Origin of the sequence: Cohnella hongkongensis, from assembly GCF_042654645.1 — a bacterium.
Lineage (GTDB): Bacteria > Bacillota > Bacilli > Paenibacillales > Paenibacillaceae > Cohnella > Cohnella hongkongensis.
Genome location: NZ_JBHSEP010000001.1, coordinates 419,170 through 442,129 on the forward strand (window position 1 = coordinate 419,170; position 22,960 = coordinate 442,129).

Here is a 22,960-nt window from a genome sequence, read left to right on the forward strand (position 1 = left end):
GGAGGGGCTCGGCCATATGACTCGTTGGCTGCTGCGCATGACGACGGAGTTGTCCTCGCGCAAATTCGTCTCCCGCTTGACGGGGCGCTTCGCCAAATCTTCCTTCAGCCGGCGCCTGATTCCCCGCTTTGCGGCTCTGTACGGCATTCCTGTCGAGGAAGCGGAAAAAAACATAGAAGACTATCGTTCGCTGAACGATTTTTTTTCGCGCCGGCTCAAGCCCGGCCTTCGGCCGGTCGATTCCGCGCCGGATGCGCTGACCAGTCCGGTCGACGCGCTCATTACCGGGTGCGGCGTCATCAAAGACGGCATGATGCTTCAGATCAAAGGACAAGACTACACCGTCGAGGAGCTGCTTAACGGTTCGCCGAGAATCGCCCAATATCGTCAAGGATACTTCTGGGTGCTGTATTTGAGCCCGACCGACTATCATCGCATCCATTCCCCTTGCGACGGCCAGATCGTGGAAAGCGAGCCTATTCCCGGCAAGGTATACCCCGTCAACGACTTCGGACTTACCTCGATGCGCCGAGTGCTCTCCCGCAACGAGCGCCTCGTCACGTACATCCGCCACGAAAGCGGCGAAGTCGCCGTCGTCAAAGTCGGGGCGATGAACGTCAGCAGCATCCGCTATGTCGAACCCAAGCCCGACCGTCTGAGCCGAGGGGACGAGCTGGCCTATTTCGAATTCGGCTCCACGATCGTTCTGCTGACCGAGGACGGCACGCTCCGCCCGCGTCCGGATTTGAAAACCGGAGACCGGGTTCGGATGGGAGAACGGCTCGGGACGCTGATCTTCTGACCGTCCGAGCTTTCGCGGAGGAAGCGGTCCGAGGCGTCGGCTAGCGGATTTCCGACGGGCTTTTTCCCGTATACTGCTTGAATTGCCGGCTGAAAAAGAAGATGTCGCGGTAGCCGAGCGCATCGGCGACCTCGGTCACGTTCATCCCCGCGTGCAGCAGCAGATGCTGCGCCCGCTCGATTCTAGCGCGGATCATATACGTCTGCACGGACATGCCGATCAGTTCCTTGAACTTGATCGAGAAGTAACGGGACGACAGCCCCGCCCGCTTGCCCAGATCCTCCACCCGGTGAGCTTCCCCCGGATGCTGCAAAATATAGTTGGCAACTTCCCGGATGCTCTCGCTGAGCTGATTGCTGGCTTTGCGTTCGACGGGCTCCTGCCGGTCGTACCGAAGCAGATGAATGATCAGCTGCTTCAGAATGAGCTGGGCCTCGATGTCCGCCGCATAGGTTTTCACCAGAAACAGACGCACGTACTTGGACAGCAGCTGTTCGAAATCGAAAGAATCCTCCAGCACCCGATACGGCTGCGGCACTTCCTGGACCGGCTCGCTCACGTCGAAATGAATGTACGTGAGCACGAGCGGCTTTTGCGGATTGTGGGTCGCCCACGTATGATCCCCTTTGCGAAAGAGAAAGCAGCTTCCCTTGCCCAGCGTATACAGCTTTCCGTTCAGGGACAGCTCCCCTTCCCCGCTCCAGACGTAGAAGATGTCGTAGTTGGCGAGCGGCTTTTCCCGTTTCTGCCATTTCCACCCCGGCTCGCATGAAATTTTCGCGAAAGCGGGAAGCAGGACGAACGATGTAGGCGATAGATTAATCATGAACCTTTCCTCCTTGTTCCGGCCCTGCTCCAAGAGCGTTCAGCGCAAGAGCCGCCTGACGAATACGACGAATGCCTTCTTCAATCTGCCTTTCGGTCAGATGGGCGAACCCGAACAGCGCCGAAGGCGGCCGCTTCTCTTCGCCGGGCCCTGCCAGCGGGATGTCGTAAACCGCGCCATCCTTCCACTCCGTGCCCCGATGCGCACATTCTTCGGCCAGCAGCCGATAGTCTGCTTCCGTTCCCTCCCACCTGGCGTAGACGTGCAGCCCGGCATCGGACGGAACGGCCGTGAACAAGCCTTGCAGATTCGCGGCCAGACTGGACCGGAGCTTGTTCTCGAGCTTGCCGAGAACGCGGCGCATCTTGCGCATATGTCTATCGTAGCCGCCCGAGGACATCCAGTTCGCCAGCGCCAGCTGCTCCGCAATCCCCGTCGGATAAGGGTCGTACAGCTTCTTGGCCAGCAGGAACGGCTGCATCAGCTCCTTCGGCAAAACCGCGAAGCCGATTCTCATGCTGGCGCTCATCGAGCGGGAGAACGTGCCGACATAGACGACCCGTCCTTCCCGGTCGAGCGCCTTGAGCGGCTCGAGCGGACGGCCGCCCCAACGGAAATCGCTGTCGTAATCGTCTTCGACGATCCAGGCCCCGCGTCTGGACGCCCAGGCCAGCAGCGCCTGTCTCCTCTCGTAGCTGAGCACGACGCCCGTTGGAAACTGCCGGGTAGGCGTCACGAACAGCAGCTCCGCGTCCCAGTCCCGAGGCACGATGCCGCCGCTGTCGGTTCGCTCCGCGATGATGGCCGCTCCCGTCGCCAGCAGCGCATTCCTCGTGCCGGCATAGCACGGATTTTCGATCACTGCCGTCTTTCCTTCCTCCAGCATCAGATGGGCCAGCAGCGCGATCGCCTGCATCGATCCGGAGGTAATGACGATGTCGTCCTCCCGGCACGGAATGCCCCGTTCCCGGCGCAATCTGCCGGCGATCGCCTTGCGCAGCGCCAGGCTTCCTTCGCTGCCCTGCCCGTAGAATGCGCCCGACTCCCCGAAGCTTCTCCACTGCTGGGCGACCTCCGACTTCCATTCCTGCCAAGGGAACCGCTTCGGGACGAGCCCGGCCGGCACGAACGAGACGGTCTCTTCCCCTGCCGGAAGCTGCGGCTTGGGCGCCGGGGCGACCGGCTGCAGCTCCAGCAGACGGAGTCCCCAGCTCGCAAGCCGGGGAGGCTGCCGAACCGATGCGCCTCGGCCGGCCTCTCCGCCGGCGGCCCAATGGGAGACAGCCCCTTCCGGATCCGCTCCCGCGACGAACGTTCCCTGACCGACGCCGGCCTGAACAAACCCTTCTGCGGACAGCATCTCGTACGCCAAGCTGACGCTTCCCCTCGATAACCCGTACAGGGCGGCCAACTGCCGGGTCGACGGCAGCTTCTCGCCGGGCGCCAGCGTCCCTTCCATGATCGCTTCCCGAATCGCCAAGTACATCGCCAAATGCTTGCTGCCGCAATCGGAAAGCTTGGCGAAGTAGGCAAAGGGCGATGACATACGGCTCCCCTTCTTTTCTCGATAAAATGGACCAGTCATTTTACTGTAAAATGGATCTTTTCACTTGTCAATGCAGGACGTACACTGTTCATCATTCCAGAAAAGGGAGTGGATTCGTATGAGAAGAAAAGAGTTTAAAGCCGAGGAGCAGGCATGCATCGACTTCCTGGCGGAGAAGCACGACGGCGTGCTGACGTTCTCCGGGGCCGACGGCTGGCCGAAGGCGGTTCCTCTGAACTACGTCTGGCACGACGGAGCCGTCTATTTTCACGGAAGCAAGCAAGGGGAGAAGATGGCCGGAATCGCGGAAAATCCGCGCGCCGAATTCGTCGTCTATCAAGCGCATGCCTTCATCCCCTCTTATTTTTCCGATCCTTATCTCGCCTGCCCCGCAACCGTCTTCTTCCGCTCGGTCCGCATTCGCGGCACGGTCTCTCAAGTCGACAACGCCGAGGAGAAGGCGGAGGCGCTCGCCGAGCTGCTGCGCAGCATGCAGCCGGAGGGAGGCCATGCGCCCATAGACGCGTCGGATCCCCGCTACCTCCCTTCGCTGCGCGGGGTGGCGGTCATGCGCCTCGACGCGGAGAGCATGACGGGCAAGTTCAAGTTCGGCCAGAACGTTCCCGGCGCGAAGAAGGAGAAGATCCTGGAGGGGCTGCGAGAGAGAGCTTTGCCCGGGGATGCGGATACGATCGCGCGCATCCGGAGCATAGACGAAAATCGATAAAATCTCGCTCCTTTTTTTCGTAGAAAACGCTTCAATGCAATGACGCTGTTCGGTCAATGGTGTATAATATCACCTAATGACGATTGGAAGGATGAAAGTGATGAATCCCCTTGCTCAGCAGTTGAACGAGACGATCGCCCGCGACAACCCGCACGCCGTCGAAATGCTTTCCAGTCTGGGAAAGGCCATGTACATGCCCAAGCTCGGTATTCTGAGCCAATCCGCCGAAGCGAAGCAGAAAGCGGGCACTTACAACGCCACAATCGGAATCGCGACCGAGGGCGGCAAGCCTATGCATCTGGAAGTCATTCAGGAAACGCTGTCCGCCTACGATCCGAAGGATCTGTACGAATATGCCCCGCCCGGGGGCAAGCCGGAGCTGCGCACGATCTGGCGCGATAAGATGCTGGCGGAAAACCCTTCCGTCGAAGGCAAGAAGATCAGCCTGCCGGTCGTGACGAACGCGCTGACGCACGGCCTGAGCATCGTCTCGGACTTGTTCGTCGACGAAGGCGACGCCGTCGTCGTGCCGGACAAAAACTGGGAGAACTACGAGTTGACCTTTAGCGTCCGCCGCGGCGCCGACATGGTTTACTATCCTTTATATAGCGCGGACAACCGGTTCAACTCGGAGGGGCTGCGCGAGGCGCTGCTCTCCCGCAAGGAGAAGGGGAAAGCGATCGTCCTGCTCAACTTCCCGATTAACCCGACCGGCTATACGCCGGGAGTCGAAGAGGGCCGAGCCATCGTCGCAGCCATTCGGGACGCCGCCGAGGCGGGCGTTAACGTCGTCGCCGTTACCGACGACGCCTATTTCGGCCTGTTCTTCGAGAACTCCTTGCAGGAATCGCTGTTCGGACAGCTTAGCGGCCTGCACGAGCGGGTGCTGGCCGTCAAGGTCGACGGCGCGACGAAAGAGGAATACGTATGGGGCTTCCGCGTAGGCTTCATTACCTACGGCGGACTGAGCGAAGCGAGTCTGGCCGCGCTGGAGCAGAAGACGATCGGCAACATTCGGTCCACGATCTCCAGCGGGCCTCATCCTTCGCAGACGTTTATTTTGAGGGCGCTCAAGTCGGACCGCTTCCAGGCCCAGAAGGAAGCGAAGTTCCGCATTATGAAAGGCCGCGCCAACAAAGTCAAGTCGCTGCTCGACAGCGGCAAGTACGGGGACGTATGGACCTATTACCCGTTCAATTCCGGCTACTTTATGTGCCTGAACCTGACGGTGGACGCGGAAGCCGTCCGGCAGCGTCTTCTGGACGCCTACGGAGTCGGCACGATCGCGCTGGGCGAGACCGATCTTCGCGTCGCTTTCTCCTGCATCGAGGAGTCCGATCTGGAAGATTTGTTCGACCGAATCTACCAAGCGGTGCTGGACGTCAAAGCTGGCAACGCCTAACTTCAAAGGGGATTTCACAAGCAAGAGGCTTCACGGCATTCCGGCTATCGCGCCGGCCGGGAAGCCTCTTGCTCTGCTGCCGGCCGAAGTCCCGTCCGCGCAGCCGCCTTTCGATACTCCGTCTATTCGTCGTCCTCGTCTCGATGCCTCGCGATGCTCCGCGGCATCCACCATCCGCACCAGAAAAGTCCGAAAGCGAGCGCGGCCAGCCCGTAATCGGGCCGCAGCCAGGCCGAAGGGTCCGCCCCCTCCGGCGCCGCTCCCAGCTTTGCCGTCGCCAGCCCTGCCGCTCCGATCGTCAGCACCGCCAGAAGGCCGGCCGCGCGGGCTACCGCTGCAGCCGCCTTCAGCTTCTCTTGCGGAGAAAGCGGCAGCGTATCGACCGTCTCCACAAAACGAACCCTCTTCAGCTCGCTAAGCTGCAGCCCGCACACGACAGCCGATACGCCCAGCGCGATCGCGTCCGCCAAAGCGCTGCCCGATACGGCCATCACGAGACAGGTGACGACCACCCATCTCCATAAAGCGCCGAACGTCTCCCCCCGCAGGAAAACTTTGGCATACAGAAAGTGCCATGCCCACCGTCTGCTCCAGGGAATCCAGTCTCCCGTCCAGGCGATCCACCGCCGATACGCCGGCTTGGCCGACTCGGAGGGCACGTCCACGAACCAGCTGAGAAACCCCATCCATTTGCGCCGGGTCGCCGCCTCCTCCTCGATCAGCCGTTCCCAGGGGAGCGCGTGCTGCGCGGGCAGCCGCCAAAGCAAATTCAGCAGCGCCGCGCACAGCGCCGCGAACGCGACGCCGGCCGGCATCGGATAGAGCAGCAGGGCGGCGACCGACAACGCCGTCAGCAGCGTTCGGACCGCCTTCAGCCCGAGACGCCAGCCGCGCGACGCCAGCCGTCGCTCGCGCCAGCCCCCGTAGACGTTGTGGGCCGCCAGCAGCGCCAGAAAGACGGCCAGCAGGACGACGGGATGGTTATCGGCCAGCTCCGACGTCTGCGGAGAACGAATATAGATCGGCGCGTACAGCGCCGATGCGGCCAACGTCCGCAGAACGCCCGCGACTGTCGCGCGGCGCAAAGCTTCGTTCACGTATCGGCCGGCTACGCGATTCTCCATCGCCATCAGAAAAACCGGATCTGCGGGACGCATATAAGTGCGGAGCGGCGCGCGCAGCGCCGCAAGCGAGAGAACGACGACGCCGACCTCGCGGGCAGGCCAATGGTCGGGAACTGCCCGGATCAGATCCGAATACCCGATCAGCGCCGCAAATAAAATCGCGGAAGCGAACAGCCCGAACCCGCTCTGGAACACATAGCGGAAATACGGCACGATTTCCCGCCGGAACGCGGCGGCGCGTTCGCGCCGAAGGGTACGCAGGAAGCCGAGCTGCTCCTCGTGCGTCCTCTTATCCACCGGCGCGGCCCCCTTCCGCAGCTTCGACAAGCGCCTCGAAAGCGTCGTCCAGCGTCGCTTCCGCGCCGGTGCAGCCGGCCTTCTCCTTGACCGCCCTCGGCGTGCCTTCCGCGATGAGGCGCCCCTTGTGCAGCACGACGAGACGATCCGCCTTGCGCTCCAGCGCCGACAAAATATGCGAGCTGAGCAATATCGCCGTGCCCTGCTCCCGAACCTCGTCCAGCGCCCCGACCAGGCCCCGGATCGCCAGCGGATCCAGCCCCAGGAACGGCTCGTCGATGATCAGCAGCGCCGGACGGACGAGCAGCGCGTTCATGAGCATAACCTTCTGCTTCATCCCTTTGGAGAGCGTATCCGGCAGCGCCTTCATCGCCTCCGTCATCCGGAACGTCCTCGCCAGCTCGTCCGTCCGTTCCTCCGCCGCGCCCTTATCGATCCCGTAGGCCATCGACGTCCAGCGCAGATGCTCCCTCACGGTCAAGTTCGGGTACAAGGACGGCTGCTCCGGCACGTAAGCGATCGAGGTGCGGTATAGCTCCCTGTTCTCCTCCAGCGTCGCCCCGGCGACTCGAACCTCCCCGCTGTGCGGAACCATCAGGCCCAAAATATGCTTGATCGCCGTGCTTTTGCCGGCTCCGTTCAATCCGATCAATCCCAGCAGCTCGCCGCCGTTCAGCGTCATCGATACGTCGTGTAGAACCGGCCGGCGCCGGCTGTAGCCCCCCGTGAGGGCCGTCATCTCAAGCGTCGGTCCGTTCGCCTTCCTTTGCCCGGATTCCACCGATCTCCATCCTCCCCGATACGGGCACTCATGTCCTCTGTTTCCCTCTATTATAGCGGGAGAGGATGCGGCTTACAAAAAAGCCGGCTTCATACGATGAAATTGGTGTGATCGATTCGGGTTCTCACGTTCACGGTAATGCGGCAGTCGGGGTACATTTCGCTCCATCGATCCTTAATTTGTTTCCATTCCTTCGGATGCTTCCGGTGGACATGCTCCCCGACGCCGAGCAGATCGGTTCCGCGCTGTTGGGAGAACGCGATAAAGGCGCCGATCTGTTCCGCGATCTCCGCATTCAGCTGTTTCTCCCAGTCGTCGATCAGGTCGCGAGTTACGGGCCGTTCTTCGCACGGTTGGCCGACCAGATTCATGTCCGCGTCGACTTCGATGCGGATGACGGGAATTCCGGATTCGCCGATCGACGTCACGATCCGGCTGTTGCTTCTCGTATTCTCGAAGGCGACCGTTCGGCTCGGCTTGTCTGCGCAGACCAGCTTCTCGGACGAGCCCTTCATGCGGTTCGCCGCGCGGAGATAGCCTTTGCTGAGCCGGGCGGGCATAAAGCCCGCCAACCGGTCGCCCCGGAACGCGTAAAACCCGACGGCTTTAAGCAGGCTGTCCGTTCCGCCGTTTTTGTTCTTCAGCACTTTGACGGCCGGAATGGCCATCTCGGGAAAGCCGTTATTCCGGTTCTTGTACAAGTCGAGCAGAGACGTCTGCGCGGTCAGCGCCGTATTCTTCCCCCCTTCGGCCAACCCTCTCAAGGCCTGCGCGCTGATCGACGCGTTCGGCACCTCCACCTCTAACACATCCGAAGCCTGCCCGTCGATCATGAAGAAGAGAGTCGTATTGCGGAACTGCCGAAAACGGCGAAACGAATCGATCAGATCGTCGATGCCTCGCTGCGCCATTTTCTTGCTGATTACGATCGACGTCGTCTGCCCCCACAACAGCGTGCGATCCGACTTGACGCGCATCAGCCGGACCGCTTCGTAGAAGTTGCTGCCTTCCCCGGTCAGCATAAACGTTCGGTTCTGCATCCCTTTCGGCTGCTGTTGTCCGGACGCCAGTCTGGCGATTTCCGCCGACACCTTCATCCTCCCGTTCTTCCCGGCATCCAGAGCGACAGAATGGACGATATGAATTTCGTTCAGCTCCAGACTGCCCGTGCAGCCCGAACACGCCAGCGCGAGGACGGCCAAAATTCGCGCGAACCGCCCTGCCCTTCTCATTTGTCCCCGCCTCTGAATCGATACGGATTTATCGCCCGAAACAGCGTCGGACGCTTGGCGTTCCAGGGGATCGGACGGCGTACGACGACGTCCGTCAGCTCCCGCGCATTCAGTGGAGCTGCCGGCCCCAAATACGGAACCCCGAAGGAGCGCAGCGAAGCCAGATAGGTCAGCATTACGATAACCCCGGCCACGATGCCCACATAGCCGAGCAGGGAGGCGAGGAACGTCATCCCGAATTGAAGCAGACGGATGGCGTAATTCATCGCGTTCGGAGGCAGCGTGAACGTGCAGATGCCCGTCAACGCCGCCACGATGACCATGATCGGCGACACGATGCCCGCCTCCACCGCTGCTTGCCCGAGAATAAGCGCGCCAACGATGCTGACCGCCTGACCAATCTGCTTGGGCATCCGAATGCCCGCTTCGCGCATAATTTCGAACGCGAACATCATCACGTAGCTCTCCACGACGGCAGGGAAGGGCACGGGCTCCTTGGCGGCGGCGATGCTCTGAAGAAGCGCGGTTGGCACCAGCTCGTGGTGAAAGGTCACCGTCGCCACATAGAAAGCGGGCAGCAGCATCCCGAGCAATCCGCAGAAAATCCGAAGCATGCGGAGCAAGGAGCCGATATAGAAGTTCCAAAAGTAATCTTCGCCTACCTGAAAAGCCTGCAAAAAAACGAAGGGAAGCAAAATGACGAACGGGGTGCCCTGGACGAGAACGGCGATTCGCCCGTCCATCAGCGCGCCGACGACCCGGTCCGGCCGTTCGGTCGACTCCACCATCGGAAACATCGTGCCGCGATGATCGGCGATCCATTCCTCAATGTAGTTGCTTCCGACGACGTAGTCGGCGGCAATCTCGTCGATTCTTCGATGGAGCTCCTTCAAAATCTGAGGATTCGTAATTCCCCCGACCGATAGAACGGCCAGACCGATCGGGCTCTGGCTGCCGATCTTGCGATGCTCGACCTTCAGGCGCGGAGACGGACAATAATAGCGGACGAGCGCCACGTTGTTGGACAGAGATTCGGTGAACCCGCTTCTCGGCCCTTTGACTGTCGATTCGCTCGACGGCTCTTCGACGCTCCTGAGCTGAACCCCCAGCAGTTTGACCGCTTCGGCGCCGGGCGGGTCCGAGAACAGCAGCACCGCGTGTCCGGCCGCCAGACTTTCCGCCGCTTGCCGGAACGAGGACAATCGGGCTCCCCTTCCGAATGCGAATCCCTTGTCGACGAATTCTTCCAGATGGGCCAGCAAAGCCTCCAGACTGCGGATGTCAATCATGCCGGTCAAATAAGCGATTTTGACCGGACATCCCGACGGAAGCTCCCGATCGATGAACGTCAAGTCTTCGGTGTGCTGCATCGTTTCTCGGATCCGCGCGGCATTCTCCGCCAGATCGGCCGTAAATTCCGTACGCCGTCCGCTCATGCGCTCACCTTCGGCTCTCCGCCGTCCCCTCGCATCCACGCGATAAGCAGAAGACCAACGGGAATCACCAGCTGGAATAAGCAGAAATACCAGGCTTGCTTATCGTAGAAGTCGCCCAGCTCGACCATTCCCCACACTTTGAATCTGGCGCAGACGTAGATGCCTGCGGCCATCGGGATCAGGAAAAGACGCGGCCTCCCCAGCTTGAGCAGATCGGCCAGCCCTTGCTGGGCGGACCAGAGGTATACGGTTAATTTGATAAAAGAGCTCATCACCCAGACGGCGACGAGAGCGGCGTCGAACCGTTCGATATGGCGAAACAGACGGATGTTCTGAATAAGGCTGACGCTCGGATAGGTGAACGTCTCGGACGTCTTCGCTCCGAACAGCATCGTGCAGGACAGCACGGACAGCAGAAGCAGCACCGTCGTAACCGCCACCGCGCCGAACGCGTACATCGGGGTTTTTTTCGTACGGCGAACGTGGTTCAGAATCATCGAGATAAACATGAGATCCCCCAGCCATGAAGCGACGGGAACGATGCCGGATAACGGCTCGAGCCACCCGTTCTCGAGAACGGGGAGCAAGTACTCCGGATGGTACTGCCACACCAGCGAGACGTAGATGCCCATAAAGGACGCGACGACGACGAACAAAATGATTTCCGACACGCGGCTGAACGCCTCAAGCCCGCGGAACACGGCATAAGCGCCCATCACAATTCCGGTGAGCAAGTATCCGGACTGCGGAATGTCCGGGTTCAGCGCGATGATGAAAAAATGGGCGAATTCGCGCAGCACCCATGCCGTAATGTCGATAAAATAAAAGACGAAAACGACTGCCAGCAGGCCGCCGATCCACGGTCCGAGCAGATGCTTGCAGATGCGGACCAGATTTTTGTCCGGATAGAGCCGGTTCAGGGTCAGAAAGACGGACACGTTCAAGAGGCCGACCAGGCCGCCCGCGAGAACGAGAAACCACGTATTGCGTTCGGCATATCGGACCAAGGTGGCCGGCGCGTACAAGCTGGACGTTCCGATGGTCGAAATGATGATCAGGGCCATCAATTGAAAATTGCTGATCACGGTGCTGCGTTCCATATCGTACCATCCTTTCGATGGCATAGTATGCTCAGCGAACCGTATTTTTACTCCGAATAGGGAAGGGTCTCTCGCGGAAGGGTAGAGTCGGGAGGTGGTTGGGCATGCAAGCCTATCGGCTCGCCTATGCGGCATCCGGCGTCTGGCTGATCGCCTTATCCGTCTGGCTGTCGGATTACAGACGGTATCGAGCGCTCTCGATCGAGACATGGGGCTTTATTCTCGTCGAAGCGCTGACGCTGCTGCCCGTTTTTCTGGTTCTGATCTTGGCGGAGCTGTGGCGAAAAAGGAAAAGCGGCGGCGTCAGGGATCGTCCCTGACCCGCCGCTGTCGACGCTTGTCCGTCCTTGCCGGACGTTACGATTGGATCTCGATCGACTGCACGACGCTGTTCGCCCCCCGGATGACGACGCTTGCGTTGGGCGACAGTCCGGCGCCGCCGCTGATCGCGACGTTCGGATCGACGTTGTAGATGACGATGTGGGCCGATCCGTCCATCGTTTTGTGCAGGGAGATCGTCTCCAGCTTGCCGTTCGAGTCCAGCGTGTAGGTGCCGAGAACCCCGCTGTCGACGAACGGCGCGCTCGTCTGGGCCGATTTCGTCACTTCGATGAACACCGCCTTTCCCTGGTGCGTGCGCACAAGCGCCTCGTCGCCGGAGCGCAGAGCGGAGAGGGGAGCTTTGACGTTGTCCCGGAAAATAAACACCTGGGCATCGACCGGCACCGTGACCGCCGTTCCGTCCGGGCGGGTCACCGTTAAAGTCTCGCCGGCGATCGACTGGATCGTCCCGACGATCGCCTGCGATCTGCCCTCCTCCGGAAGCTGCTGATCGACGCGGTCCAGCAGCGAAGCGAGCTCAGCCCGAGTGACGGGGCGGTTCGGCTGGAACGTTTTGTCGTTGTAGCCCTGAATCAGATTTTTCTCCAGCGCCACCGCAATATAGCCGACCGATCCCGCCGGGATGTCCTTCGCATCGCGGAACGGCAGCTCCGTGTCCATCTTTTTCTTCGCTTCGCCCTCCAGCTTCATCGCCTTGACGAGCAGAACGGATGCCCAGAGCCGACTGGCCGGCTTATCCGGCTGAACTGCGGCATCCATCTCGGAGAACAGATCGTTCTCCAGCGCCACTGCGACGTAACCGACCGCCCAGCCGTACTTTTTCTTCAGCTGCTCGAAGTCCTTGAAGTTCAGCTTGGCGTTCTGATGCTCCGGCTTCTCGGCCTCTTCCTTGAGCCCCAGCAGCCGGACCGCAGCGACCAGAGCCTCGATCCGGCTAATGTTGTTGCGCGGTTTGAAGCTGCCGTCTTCGTAGCCGTTGAATACGCCCTTGGAGGCGAGCCGAATAATCGGCTCATAAGCCCATTTCCACTCTTTTCCGTTCAAATCTTTATAGTTCAAAAAAATGCCGGGCTTGCCTTTCTTGTTATCGTTCCCTTTTTTCTGGCCTTGATCGAATTTCGCCGAAGCCATCGTCGCTGCAGCGCCGCTTGCAAGCAGGGTCAGAGCCAGCGTTGCCGCCGCCGTTTTCTTAAGAACCGGTTGCATTTGTTTCATCGTGAAGTCTCCTTTGCCGCAATCGTATTCACGGGAAGGGCCCGCCTTACTAGCATTCAGGGAAAGCCGCCTATCTGGCAAGGCCCAAAACGCGAAATAAGGCTGAAGTAGGAAACGTTCGCCGAGAACGGAAACCGGGCGTGAATAAATCCGATTCCTTCGTACCATGGTATAAAGAACCATGCCCGTAAGGAGAGTGCCTATGCGCAACCGCTCGTTCATTGTTTTGGCGGGCTTAGCCGCCGCCTGTTGGTTGATGGCCGCGTCCGCGTCTGCATCCGCGGTCGCACATCCCCAATCTCCGTTTCACTTCGGATTCAAGAAAAGCCGCGAAGGCAGCCTGCCGTCCATCGCGCAGGAAGGCTTTATGGACGTTCTGCGACGGCAGGAAGCGATCTTCCTCGGCAATACGGCAAGCAAAGAGCTGTATTTAACCTTCGACAACGGCTACGAGAACGGCTTTACTCCGCGCATTCTCGATGTTCTCAAGGACAAGCAGGCGCCGGCCGCCTTTTTCGTCACCGGTCATTTCGTGAAGGATCAGGCGGAGCTGGTGCGGAGAATGGCCCGTGAAGGCCATCTGATCGGCAACCACTCCTGGAGTCACCCGGACTTGAGCCAGGTCGGCTCCGATCGCATTCGCAGCGAAATGGATCAGGTGAAGCACTCGGTCGCACAGCTGACGAATGAGACGGAGATGCGCTTCATGCGCCCGCCCCGGGGCATTTTCAGCGATCGAATGCTGGGCGTCTGCAGGGAGCTGGGCTACACCGGCGTATTCTGGTCGGTCGCTTACAAGGATTGGGACGTCAACGCCCAGAGAGGCTGGCGCTACGCCTACGACAGCGTCATGGGGCAGCTTCACCCGGGAGCGGTCATTCTGCTGCATTCGGTCTCCCGGGACAACGCCGAGGCGCTCGGACGCATCATCGACTCCGCCCGCGCCCAAGGCTACGAATTCAAAAGCTTGAACGAGCTGAAGACGAGAACGTACCGCTGAACGGATGCTCGGAATCCAAGCATAAACGGCTTAAGCCGTCCGCGTTTTTGTCGGAGGTGATTCAGATCAGGATAGCGTATTTTATACTTGCTGAATCACGAAAAAACAAGCCATCGCTCCGCCTCGATCCAAGAATCGTGAGGCAGACGATGGCTTGCCGCTTTTAGTTCTGACCAGGCGGCGAAGACGCTTCGCGCTTGGCCTTCAGCCACTTCGGCGCGCCCTTGTTCTTCTGATCGCGCGCGCGCTCGGACTTCGACTTGCCCGGCTTGGGCTTGGCCGCCGGGGCTGATCTGGCCGGAGGCTGAAGCTTGCCCGCCGGCTTTCCCTCCGCCTTCGTCCGTTCGCGAGTAAGCCGCGTCTCGCCGTCCGGCGCGCCCGTGCCGGGAGCGGTCGTCTCATCCGCTCTCGGCTTCCGGACCGGCCGCCCGTCTCCAGACGCTGCCGGCCCGCCGGACGGCTTGCGGCCCGGAACGGAGCCTCGACGCTTCGAGCCCTCCTCGTAGTCCACGACCCGGCCCTCGTACAGCATTTTCGGCTCTATCGCAATCTTTAACTGCTTCTCCAGCTTGTCGACGATAAAGCGCTCCTCCGGGGCGATCAGCGTAACGGTAGTGCCCGGCCTCCCCATTCTCGCCGTGCGGCCGGACCGGTGAACGTAGTGGTCCGCATCTAGCGCGGGCTCCAGCTGGATGACGAGGGGCAGGCCGGGCAGATCGATTCCTCTGGCGGCAACGTCCGTCGCGATCAGCAGCTTCGTGCGGCCCTGGCGGAAGCGCTGCATCGTCTCCCCTCGCTCCTGCCCCTTCGTATCCCCGTACAGCGCGTCAACCGACAAGCCCTCGTAGCGGAGCTTGGCGAGCCATTCGCCGATTTTCTCCGTATCGTTCACGAACAGCAGCGCCGAGGAAGGCTTCAGATGGCGGACAAGCTTCTGGACCAGGCCGATCTTGTCGCGCCGGTCTCCGAGGAAATACCAGTGCTGCAGCGTCGGAGACAGCCCGTTCGCCTCCTCTCCCTCCGTCACGTCCGACACCCACGGCTCTTTCTGCCATCTCGCCTCCGCTTCCCTCATCGCTTTCGAGCGGGTCGCCGACACGAACACCGTCTGCCGCTTGTGAGCGCACTGCTTAAGCAGATGTTCGACGTCGTTTCGCCCCCCGAGGGCGAAGATTCTGTCCGTCTCGTCCACGACGACGAAGCCGACCGTATGCAGCGACAGCTTGCGCGTATTCGCCACCTCGCGCACGCGCCCCGGCGTCCCGACGATCAGCGCCGGCTTGCTCTTCATCCGTTCAAGCTGCCGCGCGAGCGACGCTCCGCCGATTAGCGCGGCGGCTTTAATGCCGAGCGGCTGACCGTAGGCCTCCGCCTCCCTCATAATCTGCATCGCCAGCTCCTGGGTCGGCGCCAGAATGAGCGCCTGCGCCTCCTTGCGCGAGCCGTCGATTCTTTGCAGCACCGGCAGCAAGTACGCCAGCGTCTTGCCCGTTCCCGTCGGAGAGATCAGGACGCCGTCCTGACCTGCCAGCAGCACGGGAAGCGCCTGCCGCTGCACTTCGGAAGGCTCATTCACTCCCGAAGCCGCCAGCTTGGCGGCCAGCGTCTCGTTCAACCCCAATGCGGTAAACTCCATTCCTTCAACCCCTTATCTGTTGCCCGCTATTTGCGGTTAAGCAGCTTCCCGAACAGCGCCTGGCCGATCCGGGGAAACAGCAGCATAAATTTCGCGCCGGCCGCTGCGGTCCAAGGCAAGTCCAGCTCCGGCCGGCGCGTCTCGATGACCGAGACGATCGCTCGGGCGACTTTGTCCGGCGGCAGCATAAACCAGCCCACATTTCGCACGTATTGACCGCTCGGGTCCGCGCGGTCGAAGAACGGCGTATCGACCGGCCCCGGATTGACCGCCGACACCGCGATGCCTGTGCCTTGCAGCTCCTGGCGCAATGCGTTCGTAAAGCCGAGAACGGCATGCTTCGTCGCGCAGTACGCCGTCGACTTCGCGGTCGCCATCTTCCCGGCCATCGAAGCGACGTTAACGATATGACCGTTCCCGGCCTCCAGCATGTACGGCAGCGCCGCTTGCGCGCAGCGAACCGCGCCCAAATAGTTGACGTCCATCATGTCCTGAAAATGGGAGATCGGCACGTCCGGCGCGAACCGGACGAACTCTCCGTAGCCGGCATTGTTGAGAAGAACGTCGATTTTCCCGTACCGATCGACGACCCGCGCCGCCGTCTCCCGAACCTGCTCGTCCGACCGGACGTCCATTCCGTACAGCGCATGCTCGCCGGGGATAGTCGCCGACAGCTTTTCCAGTTTATCCACGGAACGGGCCGTCAGAACCGGGATCGCTCCCCGCCTCGCCAGAAGCTCGGCAGTCCTCGCGCCGATGCCGCTCGAAGCTCCGGTGATGAGCACCACTTTGCCGTTCAGCCCTACCTTCATCATAACCCCTCCCCGGCAAAATACGCATCCGAGACCTTCGTCTCATGAAAAAAGCCCCTGACGGGGCTTTCGTTCCTATGTATTAAGCGATGAGAACCTGAATCTCCATCTCTCCGATTCCGTCCATAATCAGCGGAACCGCAAGAGCTCTCGTCGCTCCGGTAATCGAAGCGAAATGGGACTCCATAATTTTCGGAGGGGTGATGTCCACGTGAACCCCTTGGTTGTACAGCATCGTGCTGGCGTTGCCGCTGATCATGTTGCCCAGCTCCGATATCGCGCTTTTGCTCATATCGTCGATCTCGGTGATCGCGTAGCCGCCCATCATCGCGGATACGATTCTTAACGCGACCGATTCGCTTAATCCGAATACGATATCTCCAGTCAAATGACCCGTCAGTCCAATTTGAATCCATACATGGTTTTCCGCGAATTTGATATCTCGTACAGCGAGCTGTCCTGTGCTGGGACGAATCTGCACCATCTGCTCGATTACCATCCGCGCGGACTCCAAAAACGGGTTGATGTACTCAGCCTTCATGCCTGAACGCGCCCCTTGTCTGTTTGGATTGAACCGCTAGCCGTAACCACTTTTCTCCTATTATACTGAATTCATAGGTACAAGTACACTCATTTTTCTTTAGGGAGGGCGAACGATGCCGAATATTTGGGCGCATATCCAGTTCGGCAGGGAGGTGCTAAGCGCCATTCAGGCCGATAGTCCCATGAAACTTCCGGAGTGGAAAACCGCCTTCCAGCTCGGTTGTCAAGGGCCGGATTTCCTCTTCTACGATCGCTACCTGCCTTGGCAGCAAGGCGGCACCGTCCTGAACAAGCTGGGCTCGCTCATGCATGCCCGGCGCTGCGGCCCTTTTCTAATTTCCCTGCTTGAGGCGGCGGCGGACCGGACCGCGAACGATCCGGTCACGGCCTATAGCCTGGGCTTCCTCCTCCATCATCTGCTGGATCGCCATCTTCATCCGTTCGTATTCAGCCGCTCCGGCTTTCGCAAGTGGCACCATCAGCGTTATGAAACGGCTATGGACTCGGTCTTTCTCATGCGCCGCGCCGGCCTCCATACGGGCCGGACGCCGGTCGCCCCCGAGATCGATACGGGAGGCCGGCTTCCGGGCGGATTTGCCGCCGGCTTCCTCCGCATCGCTCAGCTGCATTATCCGGTTCTGGCGGGGGCCGTTACGAGCGAGCAGCTCGACCGCGCGGTGGCGCAGATGCAGCAGGCCCAGAGGCTCTTCTACGATCCGGGAGGCTGGAAGGGCCGGCTCGTCTTCGGGCAGTTGAAGCCGTTCTCTCCGCCCCGACGCACGCCGGACTGGGACGTGCTGAACGACGCCCGCCAAGCTTGGGTCGACCCGACCGACCGGACGGCGGTCCGCCGCGACAGCGCAACGGAGCTGTGGGAGCGCGCGCTGGCGGACGGCTGCGAGACAGCCGCTGCGGCGCTTCGCTGGCTGGAGGCGGGCCCGGACGAGACCGCCGGATTGAAGGCTCGGTTCGCCGAACGGCTCGGCGACATCTCCTACGAAACCGGAAAGCCTTGCGGCAGCGCCGAGATCGTCTACGCCGACTCCGTCGTCCCGATCTAGGCGGCGGCCCCGCCTAGATCGGCTGCTGGGCTTCCCGCTCGCCCTTCGCCAGATTGACCATCGTCAGCAATAGAATCCCTGCGACGAAGAAGAAGGCGACCGCCAGCAGCGCGGATCGGCTCGAATCGCTGATCAGCTTGACAAGGCCGAAAACAAGCGGCCCGCCGAACGAGAAAAATCGGCTCGTAAAGCTGAGAAAGCCGAAAAACTCCGCGTTCCGTCCGGGAGGGATCATCTTGCTGAAAATCGACCGCGAAGTCGCCTGGGAGCCCCCCTGCACCAGACCCACCATGCAGGCCAGCAAATAGAAATGCAGGGCGCTCGTCATAAAATAGCCGAGAATGACGATGACGAGATACGCGACCAGCGAGCCGTACAGCATCTTCTTGCTGCCCAGCTTGTCGGCCAGCTTCCCGAACAGAAGCGAAGCCGGGAAGCCGACGAACTGCGTAATCAGCAGCGCAGCGATCAGGTCGGTGTCCTGGATGCCGATCGTCGTGCCGTAGCTTGCGGCCATGACGATAACCGTATTGATGCCGTCGAAGTAAAACCAGTAGGCCAGCATAAATTTCATCAACTCGGGATAGCGCCGAATACGAAGGAACGTTTCCTTAAGCCGTCTCGCGCCGGAACGCAAATGCGTGCCTATCGACCCTTCTCTCACCAATCGGGTTTCCTGGACTCGGCGAAACAGAGGCAGCGAAAACACGAACCACCAGACGCCGACCGTCGCGAAAGAGATTTGCGAGGCAGCGGTTTTGTCGGGAAGGCCGATCGCCTCCCAGCCGAGGATCAGCCCGAGATTGACGGCCAGCAGCAGGCCGCCGCCCAGATAGCCCATCGCGTACCCTCTGGCGCTGACGCGCTCCCGCTCCGAAGGAGACGCCACGTCTCCGAGCAGCGCGTCGTAGAACGTATTGCCGGCCCCGAAGCCGACCATGCCGATGACGACAAGCACGGACGCAAGCCACATATCTCCCGGACCGATGAAGGCCATCGCGATGCTGGCGGCCGCTCCGATCAGGCTGAATACGCGAAGAAACGCTTTCTTCCTGCCGGTGTGATCCGCGATCGCCCCGAGCAGAGGGGACAGCAGAGCTACGACGATCGCCGCCGCCGTCTGCGTGAAGCTCCAGCTTCCGTCGGTTCCCCCGGCCACGCTAATGAAGTAAATCGGCATGACGGCCGCCATAATCGTCGTGGCAAAGGCCGAATTCGCCCAGTCGTACATCACCCAAGCGTGAATCTGTTTTTTGTCGTTCATCGGTGTGTCGCCTCTCTCGCCCATACGCGCAGATTTGACGAATGACTTCGACGAACGTTCGACGAATTCCTTGTCGGATCCGTGTCATCGGCAAGATTTAACCCCCGCCTTACATTCTCCGCAACCACCCGTTCGGAATTCGCTTGCGCCCGGGATGAAGCCCACAGCCTTTGCAGCGGGAAAAAAATTCCCCTATAATAGGACTATGACAAAACTTGTTTATCTCTTTTTGCGTATACGATAAATTAATTCGATGTTAAAGGAGGTGCAGGGATGAACATTAACCAACTGGAAACGCTGGTGACGATCTCCAAGACGCTGAGCTTCCGCAAAGCCGGCGAGCTGCTCAACTTGACGCAGCCCGCCGTCTCGGCGCAAATTAAAAGTCTCGAAGACGAGTTCAAGGCGACGTTGGTCGATCGCAACTATCCGGTCACGCTGACGGACAGAGGCCGCGTATTCCTGGAGCATGCCGAGCAGATTCTGGCGATCGTGGAGCAGCTGAAGCAGAAGCTGACCGATTTGAATCAAGTGCCCCAAGGCCACATCGTCCTGGGAACGACCACCTCGATCGCGATTCAGATTTTGCCCCGCGTCCTGTCCTATTTTCAGGACCAGTACCCGCTAATCAAGACCAGCATCGTTTCTATGTCTTCGACCCAAGTGCTGTCCAGCGTAGAGAACGGAACGGTGGATATCGGCATCGGATATTTAACCGATCGAAGCCTCCAGGTGGAAACGTCCATCCTCTACTACGACACGTTCGAGTTCGTCGTCGCTCCCCAGCATTCGCTTGCCGGAGCCAAGCGGATCACGATTAACATGCTGAAGGACGTTCCTCTGATTTTATTATCCCCGGATACGCTCGGCAGACGGTTTACGGACCGGGTGCTGCGAGAGCACGGCATCGAACCCCACATCGTCATGGAATTGGGAAGCAGCGAAGAAGTCAAGCGGATGGTCGAGCTGAATTTGGGCGCCGCCATCGTCTCCAAGCTGTCCATCTCCGAAGAAATCAAGCGAGGCACGCTGAAAATGATTCCCGTCACAGAACTGGAGGTCAGCCATCCCGTCGGGGTCATGACCAAGTCGGGGAGATATGTCAACAGCGCGATGAGACAATTTCTGAACGATCTGAAGGGGATGCCCGAATACCAGTTCATAGGAAGCGAATAAGATAAGCTAGGAGTGACGACAATGAAATTCGACCTGCATACCCATCATTACAGATGCGGACATGCTTCGGACGACATCCGGGACTACATCGAAGCGGCGATCGAAGCCGGTCTGCAGGTGATCGGCATCTCCGATCATTCTCCCTATTTTGCCCATGAGAACGATCACCCGCAGCCCGGCACCGCGATGGCGCGAAGCGAATTCCCCAAATATATCGCGGAGGTGCTGCGGCTCAAGGAGCAGTACAAAGACCGGATCGAGGTGCTGCTCGGCGTCGAGTCCGATTTCTACATCGACCAGATCGAGCTGTATCGGTCGGCGTACGCCCCGTATCCGTTCGACTACCTGATCGGCTCGGTTCACCAGACGAGAGGCGTCAGCATTTTCAACCGCAACCGGTGGAAGAACAAGGACGAGGCGCAGCAGCTCGACGAGAAAATACATTATTACGAGCTGATCCGCCGATCCGCCGAAAGCGGGCTGTTTCAGGTGCTCGGCCATATCGACGCGATGAAGGGGTACTATCCGGGCTTCGCGGACATCGCCGGAGCCGAAGCCGCTATCGACGAAGCGCTGAAGGCGGTCGCCGCGAACGATCTGTCCATCGAGATTAATACGAGCGGGAAAACGAAGGATTGCGGCGGCTGGTACCCTTCGGACGACATTCTCGAGCGCGCGTTGAGCTTCGGGGCCGACGTCACGTTCGGGTCGGACGCCCACCTCCCTTCCCGCGTCGGGGATGAATGGGAGTCCGTTCGCTCCCGTCTGCGCGAGATCGGCTTCCGGCGCTGGGTGTTTTTCCGGCAGAAGGAAAAGGTGGTCGTGCCCCTGTAAGCGGGACGCCATAGAAAAAAAGGAAGCCTGCCAACGTTGGCAGGCTTCAATACTATGAAAAAAGGGGGTCTTGTTACTAAGAATACCCGAGCTCTGCAACAGCCAGATCACAGAAAGATTTCAATTGTGTAACAAAGCGGCCCGGACGTCTGCCCGAATTCCCGGCTTCCTCAAGTTTTCACTTACTTTTTTGAAGTGCGTATGCTAAAATAGTACGAAAGGGGGAGTCGGTATGGATTATTCCAAAATGTGCCCCAAGTACGAATCGGCTGCAGAGCTGCTGGGCAAAAAATGGACCGGACTGATCATCCGCGTGCTTCTTGGAGGTCCTAAACGGTTCAAGGACATTAAGGAACAAATTCCGGAAATGAGCGATAAAATGCTGACGGACCGCATGAAGGAGCTCGAGGCCGCCGGGATTCTCACGCGAACGGTCTATCCGGAAATGCCGGTCCGCATCGAATATGAGCTGACGGAGAAAGGTCAGCAGCTGGAGGAAGTCATTCAATCCATCCAGCATTGGGGAGAAACATGGATGTAGCCTGCCGTGCGGCGTAGAGAGCAGGCTGACTCAAAAGCGGTTTTTACTACGGTAGATCGGCAGTTTTTTCGGGGGTAAGCAGAAAAAGCGCGGGTTGGGGGTTGCATAGCCCCCGTGACTCGCGCTTTTTGGTTCATTGTTGCCCATCTTCTGTATTCGTTTGCGCTTCTGCGAGATCCGCGACGTCTTGAGCTCGCTCCGCGACCGATCCGGCGACCCTTCGACTTCTTTCGCGTTTACACTTTCGAAACATCCCGATATAACGGAGATACATCCGTCTATTACTCTCTTAACCAAGAAATACGACCCAAGGAGAGTAAGAGATGAAAAAAAGATCGGTTGTCGTCGTCGCGCTCGGAGTTGCCATCGCCGGCGGACTGTTGTATAAAGAAGTACAATCGTCGAGCGGCTTGCCCTCGCCGAGCGCCCCGTCGTACGCAAGCGGAGCCCCCTTTCCCTCCGCTTCTCCGGACGCTCCCGGGGAATCTCCGCATGCGAGCGTCCCCGAGGGGTCGAAGCCTTCGGAGCCTCCCGGAACGCCGAGCGAGACCGACCAACCGCCGGCCACCGTGTCGCCGGTTTTCGCTTTGCTGGCCGATAGCCTGCCGGGCCTTACGATTGAGGAAGACAAGCATGGCGCAGCCGTCGTCACCAATGCGTCCAGCCTCTACGTCCTCGTCAACAAAAAGCGCAATTTGCCGTCGGATTACGTGCCCAGCGACCTTGTCGTGCCAAACGTGCCGTTCTCCTTCTCGGGCGATTCGCCGAAGAAGCAGATGCGCAAGGAAGCCGCCGCAGCGCTGGAAGATTTGTTCAAAGGGGCGGAGGATGACGGCATCGAGCTGAAGGCCGTTTCCGGCTACCGCTCCTATGCGACGCAGAAATCGATATTCGAGAGCAACGTCAAGCGCAAAGGCGAGGAGGCCGCCAACCGGACAAGCGCCCGACCCGGCCAAAGCGAGCACCAGACCGGTCTGGCCATGGACGTCTCGAGCGCAAGCGTCTCCTACGGACTGGAGGAAAGCTTCGGCGAGACGAAGGAAGGCAAGTGGCTCGCCGAGCATGCTGCGGACTACGGGTTTATTATCCGTTATCCGCAGGGCAAGGCGAGCGTCACGGGATATTCTTACGAGCCGTGGCACGTGCGCTACGTCGGGGAGCAAGTCGCCAAGGACGTCGCGAATAAGAAAGTGACGTTGGAGCAATATTTCGAAGAAGCGGAAGAGGCTATCCGCACCAAAGCCTAATCGATAACATCCGGGT

Annotated in this window: 22 protein-coding genes; 10 read left to right on the plus strand and 12 right to left on the minus strand. The window is 60.0% G+C overall.

All coding sequences use genetic code 11. From position 1 onward, the window contains the following. Positions 1 to 16 precede the first annotated feature (16 nt). Complete coding sequence (asd, locus tag ACFO3S_RS01875; RefSeq protein ID WP_378091635.1) at positions 17 to 802, plus strand: archaetidylserine decarboxylase; 786 nt, start codon at positions 17 to 19, stop codon at positions 800 to 802. Positions 803 to 842: 40 nt separating this feature from the next. Here asd and ACFO3S_RS01880 read toward each other — a convergent pair whose 3' ends face one another. Both ACFO3S_RS01880 and pdxR read right to left on the minus strand, forming a co-directional pair. Then, on the minus strand, positions 843 to 1,628 hold the full coding sequence (locus tag ACFO3S_RS01880) for a helix-turn-helix domain-containing protein (protein WP_378091637.1): 786 nt from the start codon (positions 1,626 to 1,628) through the stop codon (positions 843 to 845). Next, positions 1,621 to 3,174, minus strand: coding sequence for a MocR-like pyridoxine biosynthesis transcription factor PdxR (gene pdxR / locus ACFO3S_RS01885; protein ID WP_378091639.1), 1,554 nt, complete (start codon positions 3,172 to 3,174; stop codon positions 1,621 to 1,623). Before pdxR ends, ACFO3S_RS01880 begins: the two co-directional genes overlap by 8 nt. Before the next feature lie 118 nt (positions 3,175 to 3,292). On the opposite strand from pdxR, the gene ACFO3S_RS01890 reads away from it, so the two are divergent. Together ACFO3S_RS01890 and ACFO3S_RS01895 are read left to right on the plus strand one after the other, a co-directional pair. After that, entirely contained in the window at positions 3,293 to 3,901 is a 609-nt protein-coding gene (locus tag ACFO3S_RS01890) for a pyridoxamine 5'-phosphate oxidase family protein (RefSeq protein WP_378091641.1), read from the plus strand. Positions 3,902 to 4,001: 100 nt separating this feature from the next. Then, a complete protein-coding gene (locus ACFO3S_RS01895) occupies positions 4,002 to 5,303 on the plus strand; it encodes an aminotransferase class I/II-fold pyridoxal phosphate-dependent enzyme (RefSeq protein WP_378091643.1) in 1,302 nt (433 codons plus the stop codon). 122 nt (positions 5,304 to 5,425) lie between these two features. Here ACFO3S_RS01895 and ACFO3S_RS01900 read toward each other — a convergent pair whose 3' ends face one another. From ACFO3S_RS01900 to ACFO3S_RS01920, 5 genes are all read right to left on the minus strand, one after another. After that, entirely contained in the window at positions 5,426 to 6,724 is a 1,299-nt protein-coding gene (locus tag ACFO3S_RS01900) for an ABC transporter permease (RefSeq protein ID WP_378091645.1), read from the minus strand. Continuing rightward, complete coding sequence (locus ACFO3S_RS01905) at positions 6,717 to 7,463, minus strand: ABC transporter ATP-binding protein (RefSeq protein WP_378092228.1); 747 nt, start codon at positions 7,461 to 7,463, stop codon at positions 6,717 to 6,719. The genes ACFO3S_RS01900 and ACFO3S_RS01905 overlap by 8 nt, the downstream gene beginning before the upstream one ends. 131 nt (positions 7,464 to 7,594) lie before the next feature. Next, a complete protein-coding gene (locus ACFO3S_RS01910) occupies positions 7,595 to 8,737 on the minus strand; it encodes a Ger(x)C family spore germination protein (RefSeq protein ID WP_378091647.1) in 1,143 nt (380 codons plus the stop codon). Beyond that, positions 8,734 to 10,173 (minus strand): spore germination protein, encoded by a 1,440-nt coding sequence (locus ACFO3S_RS01915; RefSeq protein ID WP_378091649.1) that lies wholly within the window; start codon positions 10,171 to 10,173, stop codon positions 8,734 to 8,736. The genes ACFO3S_RS01910 and ACFO3S_RS01915 overlap by 4 nt, the downstream gene beginning before the upstream one ends. After that, on the minus strand, positions 10,170 to 11,273 hold the full coding sequence (locus ACFO3S_RS01920; protein ID WP_378091651.1) for a GerAB/ArcD/ProY family transporter: 1,104 nt from the start codon (positions 11,271 to 11,273) through the stop codon (positions 10,170 to 10,172). The genes ACFO3S_RS01915 and ACFO3S_RS01920 overlap by 4 nt, the downstream gene beginning before the upstream one ends. Before the next feature lie 104 nt (positions 11,274 to 11,377). Between ACFO3S_RS01920 and ACFO3S_RS01925 the strand changes: the two genes are divergently transcribed. Further along, positions 11,378 to 11,593, plus strand: coding sequence for a hypothetical protein (locus tag ACFO3S_RS01925; protein ID WP_378091653.1), 216 nt, complete (start codon positions 11,378 to 11,380; stop codon positions 11,591 to 11,593). Positions 11,594 to 11,630: 37 nt separating this feature from the next. Here the strand turns inward: ACFO3S_RS01925 and ACFO3S_RS01930 are convergent, their stop codons facing one another. Further along, positions 11,631 to 12,830 (minus strand): S-layer homology domain-containing protein, encoded by a 1,200-nt coding sequence (locus ACFO3S_RS01930; RefSeq protein ID WP_378091655.1) that lies wholly within the window; start codon positions 12,828 to 12,830, stop codon positions 11,631 to 11,633. A 202-nt stretch (positions 12,831 to 13,032) separates the two neighbouring features. Here ACFO3S_RS01930 and pdaA point away from each other — a divergent pair, with 202 nt between their 5' ends. Continuing rightward, positions 13,033 to 13,830 (plus strand): delta-lactam-biosynthetic de-N-acetylase, encoded by a 798-nt coding sequence (gene pdaA, locus ACFO3S_RS01935; RefSeq protein ID WP_378091657.1) that lies wholly within the window; start codon positions 13,033 to 13,035, stop codon positions 13,828 to 13,830. A 163-nt stretch (positions 13,831 to 13,993) separates the two neighbouring features. Here pdaA and ACFO3S_RS01940 read toward each other — a convergent pair whose 3' ends face one another. The 3 genes from ACFO3S_RS01940 to ACFO3S_RS01950 form a co-directional block, all read right to left on the minus strand. Next, a complete protein-coding gene (locus tag ACFO3S_RS01940) occupies positions 13,994 to 15,466 on the minus strand; it encodes a DEAD/DEAH box helicase (RefSeq protein ID WP_378091659.1) in 1,473 nt (490 codons plus the stop codon). Between the two features lie 26 nt (positions 15,467 to 15,492). Continuing rightward, complete coding sequence (locus tag ACFO3S_RS01945) at positions 15,493 to 16,278, minus strand: SDR family NAD(P)-dependent oxidoreductase (protein ID WP_378091661.1); 786 nt, start codon at positions 16,276 to 16,278, stop codon at positions 15,493 to 15,495. An 82-nt stretch (positions 16,279 to 16,360) separates the two neighbouring features. Beyond that, complete coding sequence (locus ACFO3S_RS01950) at positions 16,361 to 16,819, minus strand: chemotaxis protein CheX (RefSeq protein WP_378091663.1); 459 nt, start codon at positions 16,817 to 16,819, stop codon at positions 16,361 to 16,363. A 115-nt stretch (positions 16,820 to 16,934) separates the two neighbouring features. Between ACFO3S_RS01950 and ACFO3S_RS01955 the strand changes: the two genes are divergently transcribed. Then, entirely contained in the window at positions 16,935 to 17,882 is a 948-nt protein-coding gene (locus tag ACFO3S_RS01955) for a zinc dependent phospholipase C family protein (protein WP_378091665.1), read from the plus strand. Positions 17,883 to 17,895: 13 nt separating this feature from the next. Here ACFO3S_RS01955 and ACFO3S_RS01960 read toward each other — a convergent pair whose 3' ends face one another. Then, entirely contained in the window at positions 17,896 to 19,146 is a 1,251-nt protein-coding gene (locus ACFO3S_RS01960) for an MFS transporter (protein WP_378091667.1), read from the minus strand. A 273-nt stretch (positions 19,147 to 19,419) separates the two neighbouring features. Here ACFO3S_RS01960 and ACFO3S_RS01965 point away from each other — a divergent pair, with 273 nt between their 5' ends. From ACFO3S_RS01965 to ACFO3S_RS01980, 4 genes are all read left to right on the plus strand, one after another. Further along, positions 19,420 to 20,322: a LysR family transcriptional regulator gene (locus tag ACFO3S_RS01965; RefSeq protein WP_378091669.1), complete on the plus strand. Its 903-nt coding sequence runs from the start codon at positions 19,420 to 19,422 to the stop codon at positions 20,320 to 20,322. Between the two features lie 21 nt (positions 20,323 to 20,343). Then, positions 20,344 to 21,156 carry a histidinol-phosphatase gene (locus tag ACFO3S_RS01970; RefSeq protein WP_378091671.1) on the plus strand — a complete coding sequence of 271 codons (813 nt, stop codon included), beginning with the start codon at positions 20,344 to 20,346 and terminating at the stop codon, positions 21,154 to 21,156. Positions 21,157 to 21,388: 232 nt separating this feature from the next. After that, positions 21,389 to 21,697, plus strand: coding sequence for a winged helix-turn-helix transcriptional regulator (locus tag ACFO3S_RS01975; protein ID WP_378091673.1), 309 nt, complete (start codon positions 21,389 to 21,391; stop codon positions 21,695 to 21,697). A gap of 323 nt (positions 21,698 to 22,020) precedes the next feature. After that, entirely contained in the window at positions 22,021 to 22,944 is a 924-nt protein-coding gene (locus ACFO3S_RS01980; RefSeq protein WP_378091675.1) for a M15 family metallopeptidase, read from the plus strand. Positions 22,945 to 22,960: the final 16 nt, after the last annotated feature.

What these genes read in the sequence shown, in the direction of transcription:
- asd (WP_378091635.1), top strand. Translation starts at nt 17, where the DNA reads ATGACTCGTTGGCTGCTGCGCATGACGACGGAGTTGTCCTCGCGCAAA.
- ACFO3S_RS01880 (WP_378091637.1), bottom strand. Translation starts at nt 1,628, where the DNA reads ATGATTAATCTATCGCCTACATCGTTCGTCCTGCTTCCCGCTTTCGCG.
- pdxR (WP_378091639.1), bottom strand. Translation starts at nt 3,174, where the DNA reads ATGTCATCGCCCTTTGCCTACTTCGCCAAGCTTTCCGATTGCGGCAGC.
- ACFO3S_RS01890 (WP_378091641.1), top strand. Translation starts at nt 3,293, where the DNA reads ATGAGAAGAAAAGAGTTTAAAGCCGAGGAGCAGGCATGCATCGACTTC.
- ACFO3S_RS01895 (WP_378091643.1), top strand. Translation starts at nt 4,002, where the DNA reads ATGAATCCCCTTGCTCAGCAGTTGAACGAGACGATCGCCCGCGACAAC.
- ACFO3S_RS01905 (WP_378092228.1), bottom strand. Translation starts at nt 7,463, where the DNA reads ATGACGGCCCTCACGGGGGGCTACAGCCGGCGCCGGCCGGTTCTACAC.
- ACFO3S_RS01910 (WP_378091647.1), bottom strand. Translation starts at nt 8,737, where the DNA reads ATGAGAAGGGCAGGGCGGTTCGCGCGAATTTTGGCCGTCCTCGCGCTG.
- ACFO3S_RS01915 (WP_378091649.1), bottom strand. Translation starts at nt 10,173, where the DNA reads ATGAGCGGACGGCGTACGGAATTTACGGCCGATCTGGCGGAGAATGCC.
- ACFO3S_RS01920 (WP_378091651.1), bottom strand. Translation starts at nt 11,273, where the DNA reads ATGGAACGCAGCACCGTGATCAGCAATTTTCAATTGATGGCCCTGATC.
- ACFO3S_RS01925 (WP_378091653.1), top strand. Translation starts at nt 11,378, where the DNA reads ATGCAAGCCTATCGGCTCGCCTATGCGGCATCCGGCGTCTGGCTGATC.
- ACFO3S_RS01930 (WP_378091655.1), bottom strand. Translation starts at nt 12,830, where the DNA reads ATGAAACAAATGCAACCGGTTCTTAAGAAAACGGCGGCGGCAACGCTG.
- pdaA (WP_378091657.1), top strand. Translation starts at nt 13,033, where the DNA reads ATGCGCAACCGCTCGTTCATTGTTTTGGCGGGCTTAGCCGCCGCCTGT.
- ACFO3S_RS01940 (WP_378091659.1), bottom strand. Translation starts at nt 15,466, where the DNA reads ATGGAGTTTACCGCATTGGGGTTGAACGAGACGCTGGCCGCCAAGCTG.
- ACFO3S_RS01945 (WP_378091661.1), bottom strand. Translation starts at nt 16,278, where the DNA reads ATGAAGGTAGGGCTGAACGGCAAAGTGGTGCTCATCACCGGAGCTTCG.
- ACFO3S_RS01950 (WP_378091663.1), bottom strand. Translation starts at nt 16,819, where the DNA reads ATGAAGGCTGAGTACATCAACCCGTTTTTGGAGTCCGCGCGGATGGTA.
- ACFO3S_RS01955 (WP_378091665.1), top strand. Translation starts at nt 16,935, where the DNA reads ATGCCGAATATTTGGGCGCATATCCAGTTCGGCAGGGAGGTGCTAAGC.
- ACFO3S_RS01960 (WP_378091667.1), bottom strand. Translation starts at nt 19,146, where the DNA reads ATGAACGACAAAAAACAGATTCACGCTTGGGTGATGTACGACTGGGCG.
- ACFO3S_RS01965 (WP_378091669.1), top strand. Translation starts at nt 19,420, where the DNA reads ATGAACATTAACCAACTGGAAACGCTGGTGACGATCTCCAAGACGCTG.
- ACFO3S_RS01970 (WP_378091671.1), top strand. Translation starts at nt 20,344, where the DNA reads ATGAAATTCGACCTGCATACCCATCATTACAGATGCGGACATGCTTCG.
- ACFO3S_RS01975 (WP_378091673.1), top strand. Translation starts at nt 21,389, where the DNA reads ATGGATTATTCCAAAATGTGCCCCAAGTACGAATCGGCTGCAGAGCTG.
- ACFO3S_RS01980 (WP_378091675.1), top strand. Translation starts at nt 22,021, where the DNA reads ATGAAAAAAAGATCGGTTGTCGTCGTCGCGCTCGGAGTTGCCATCGCC.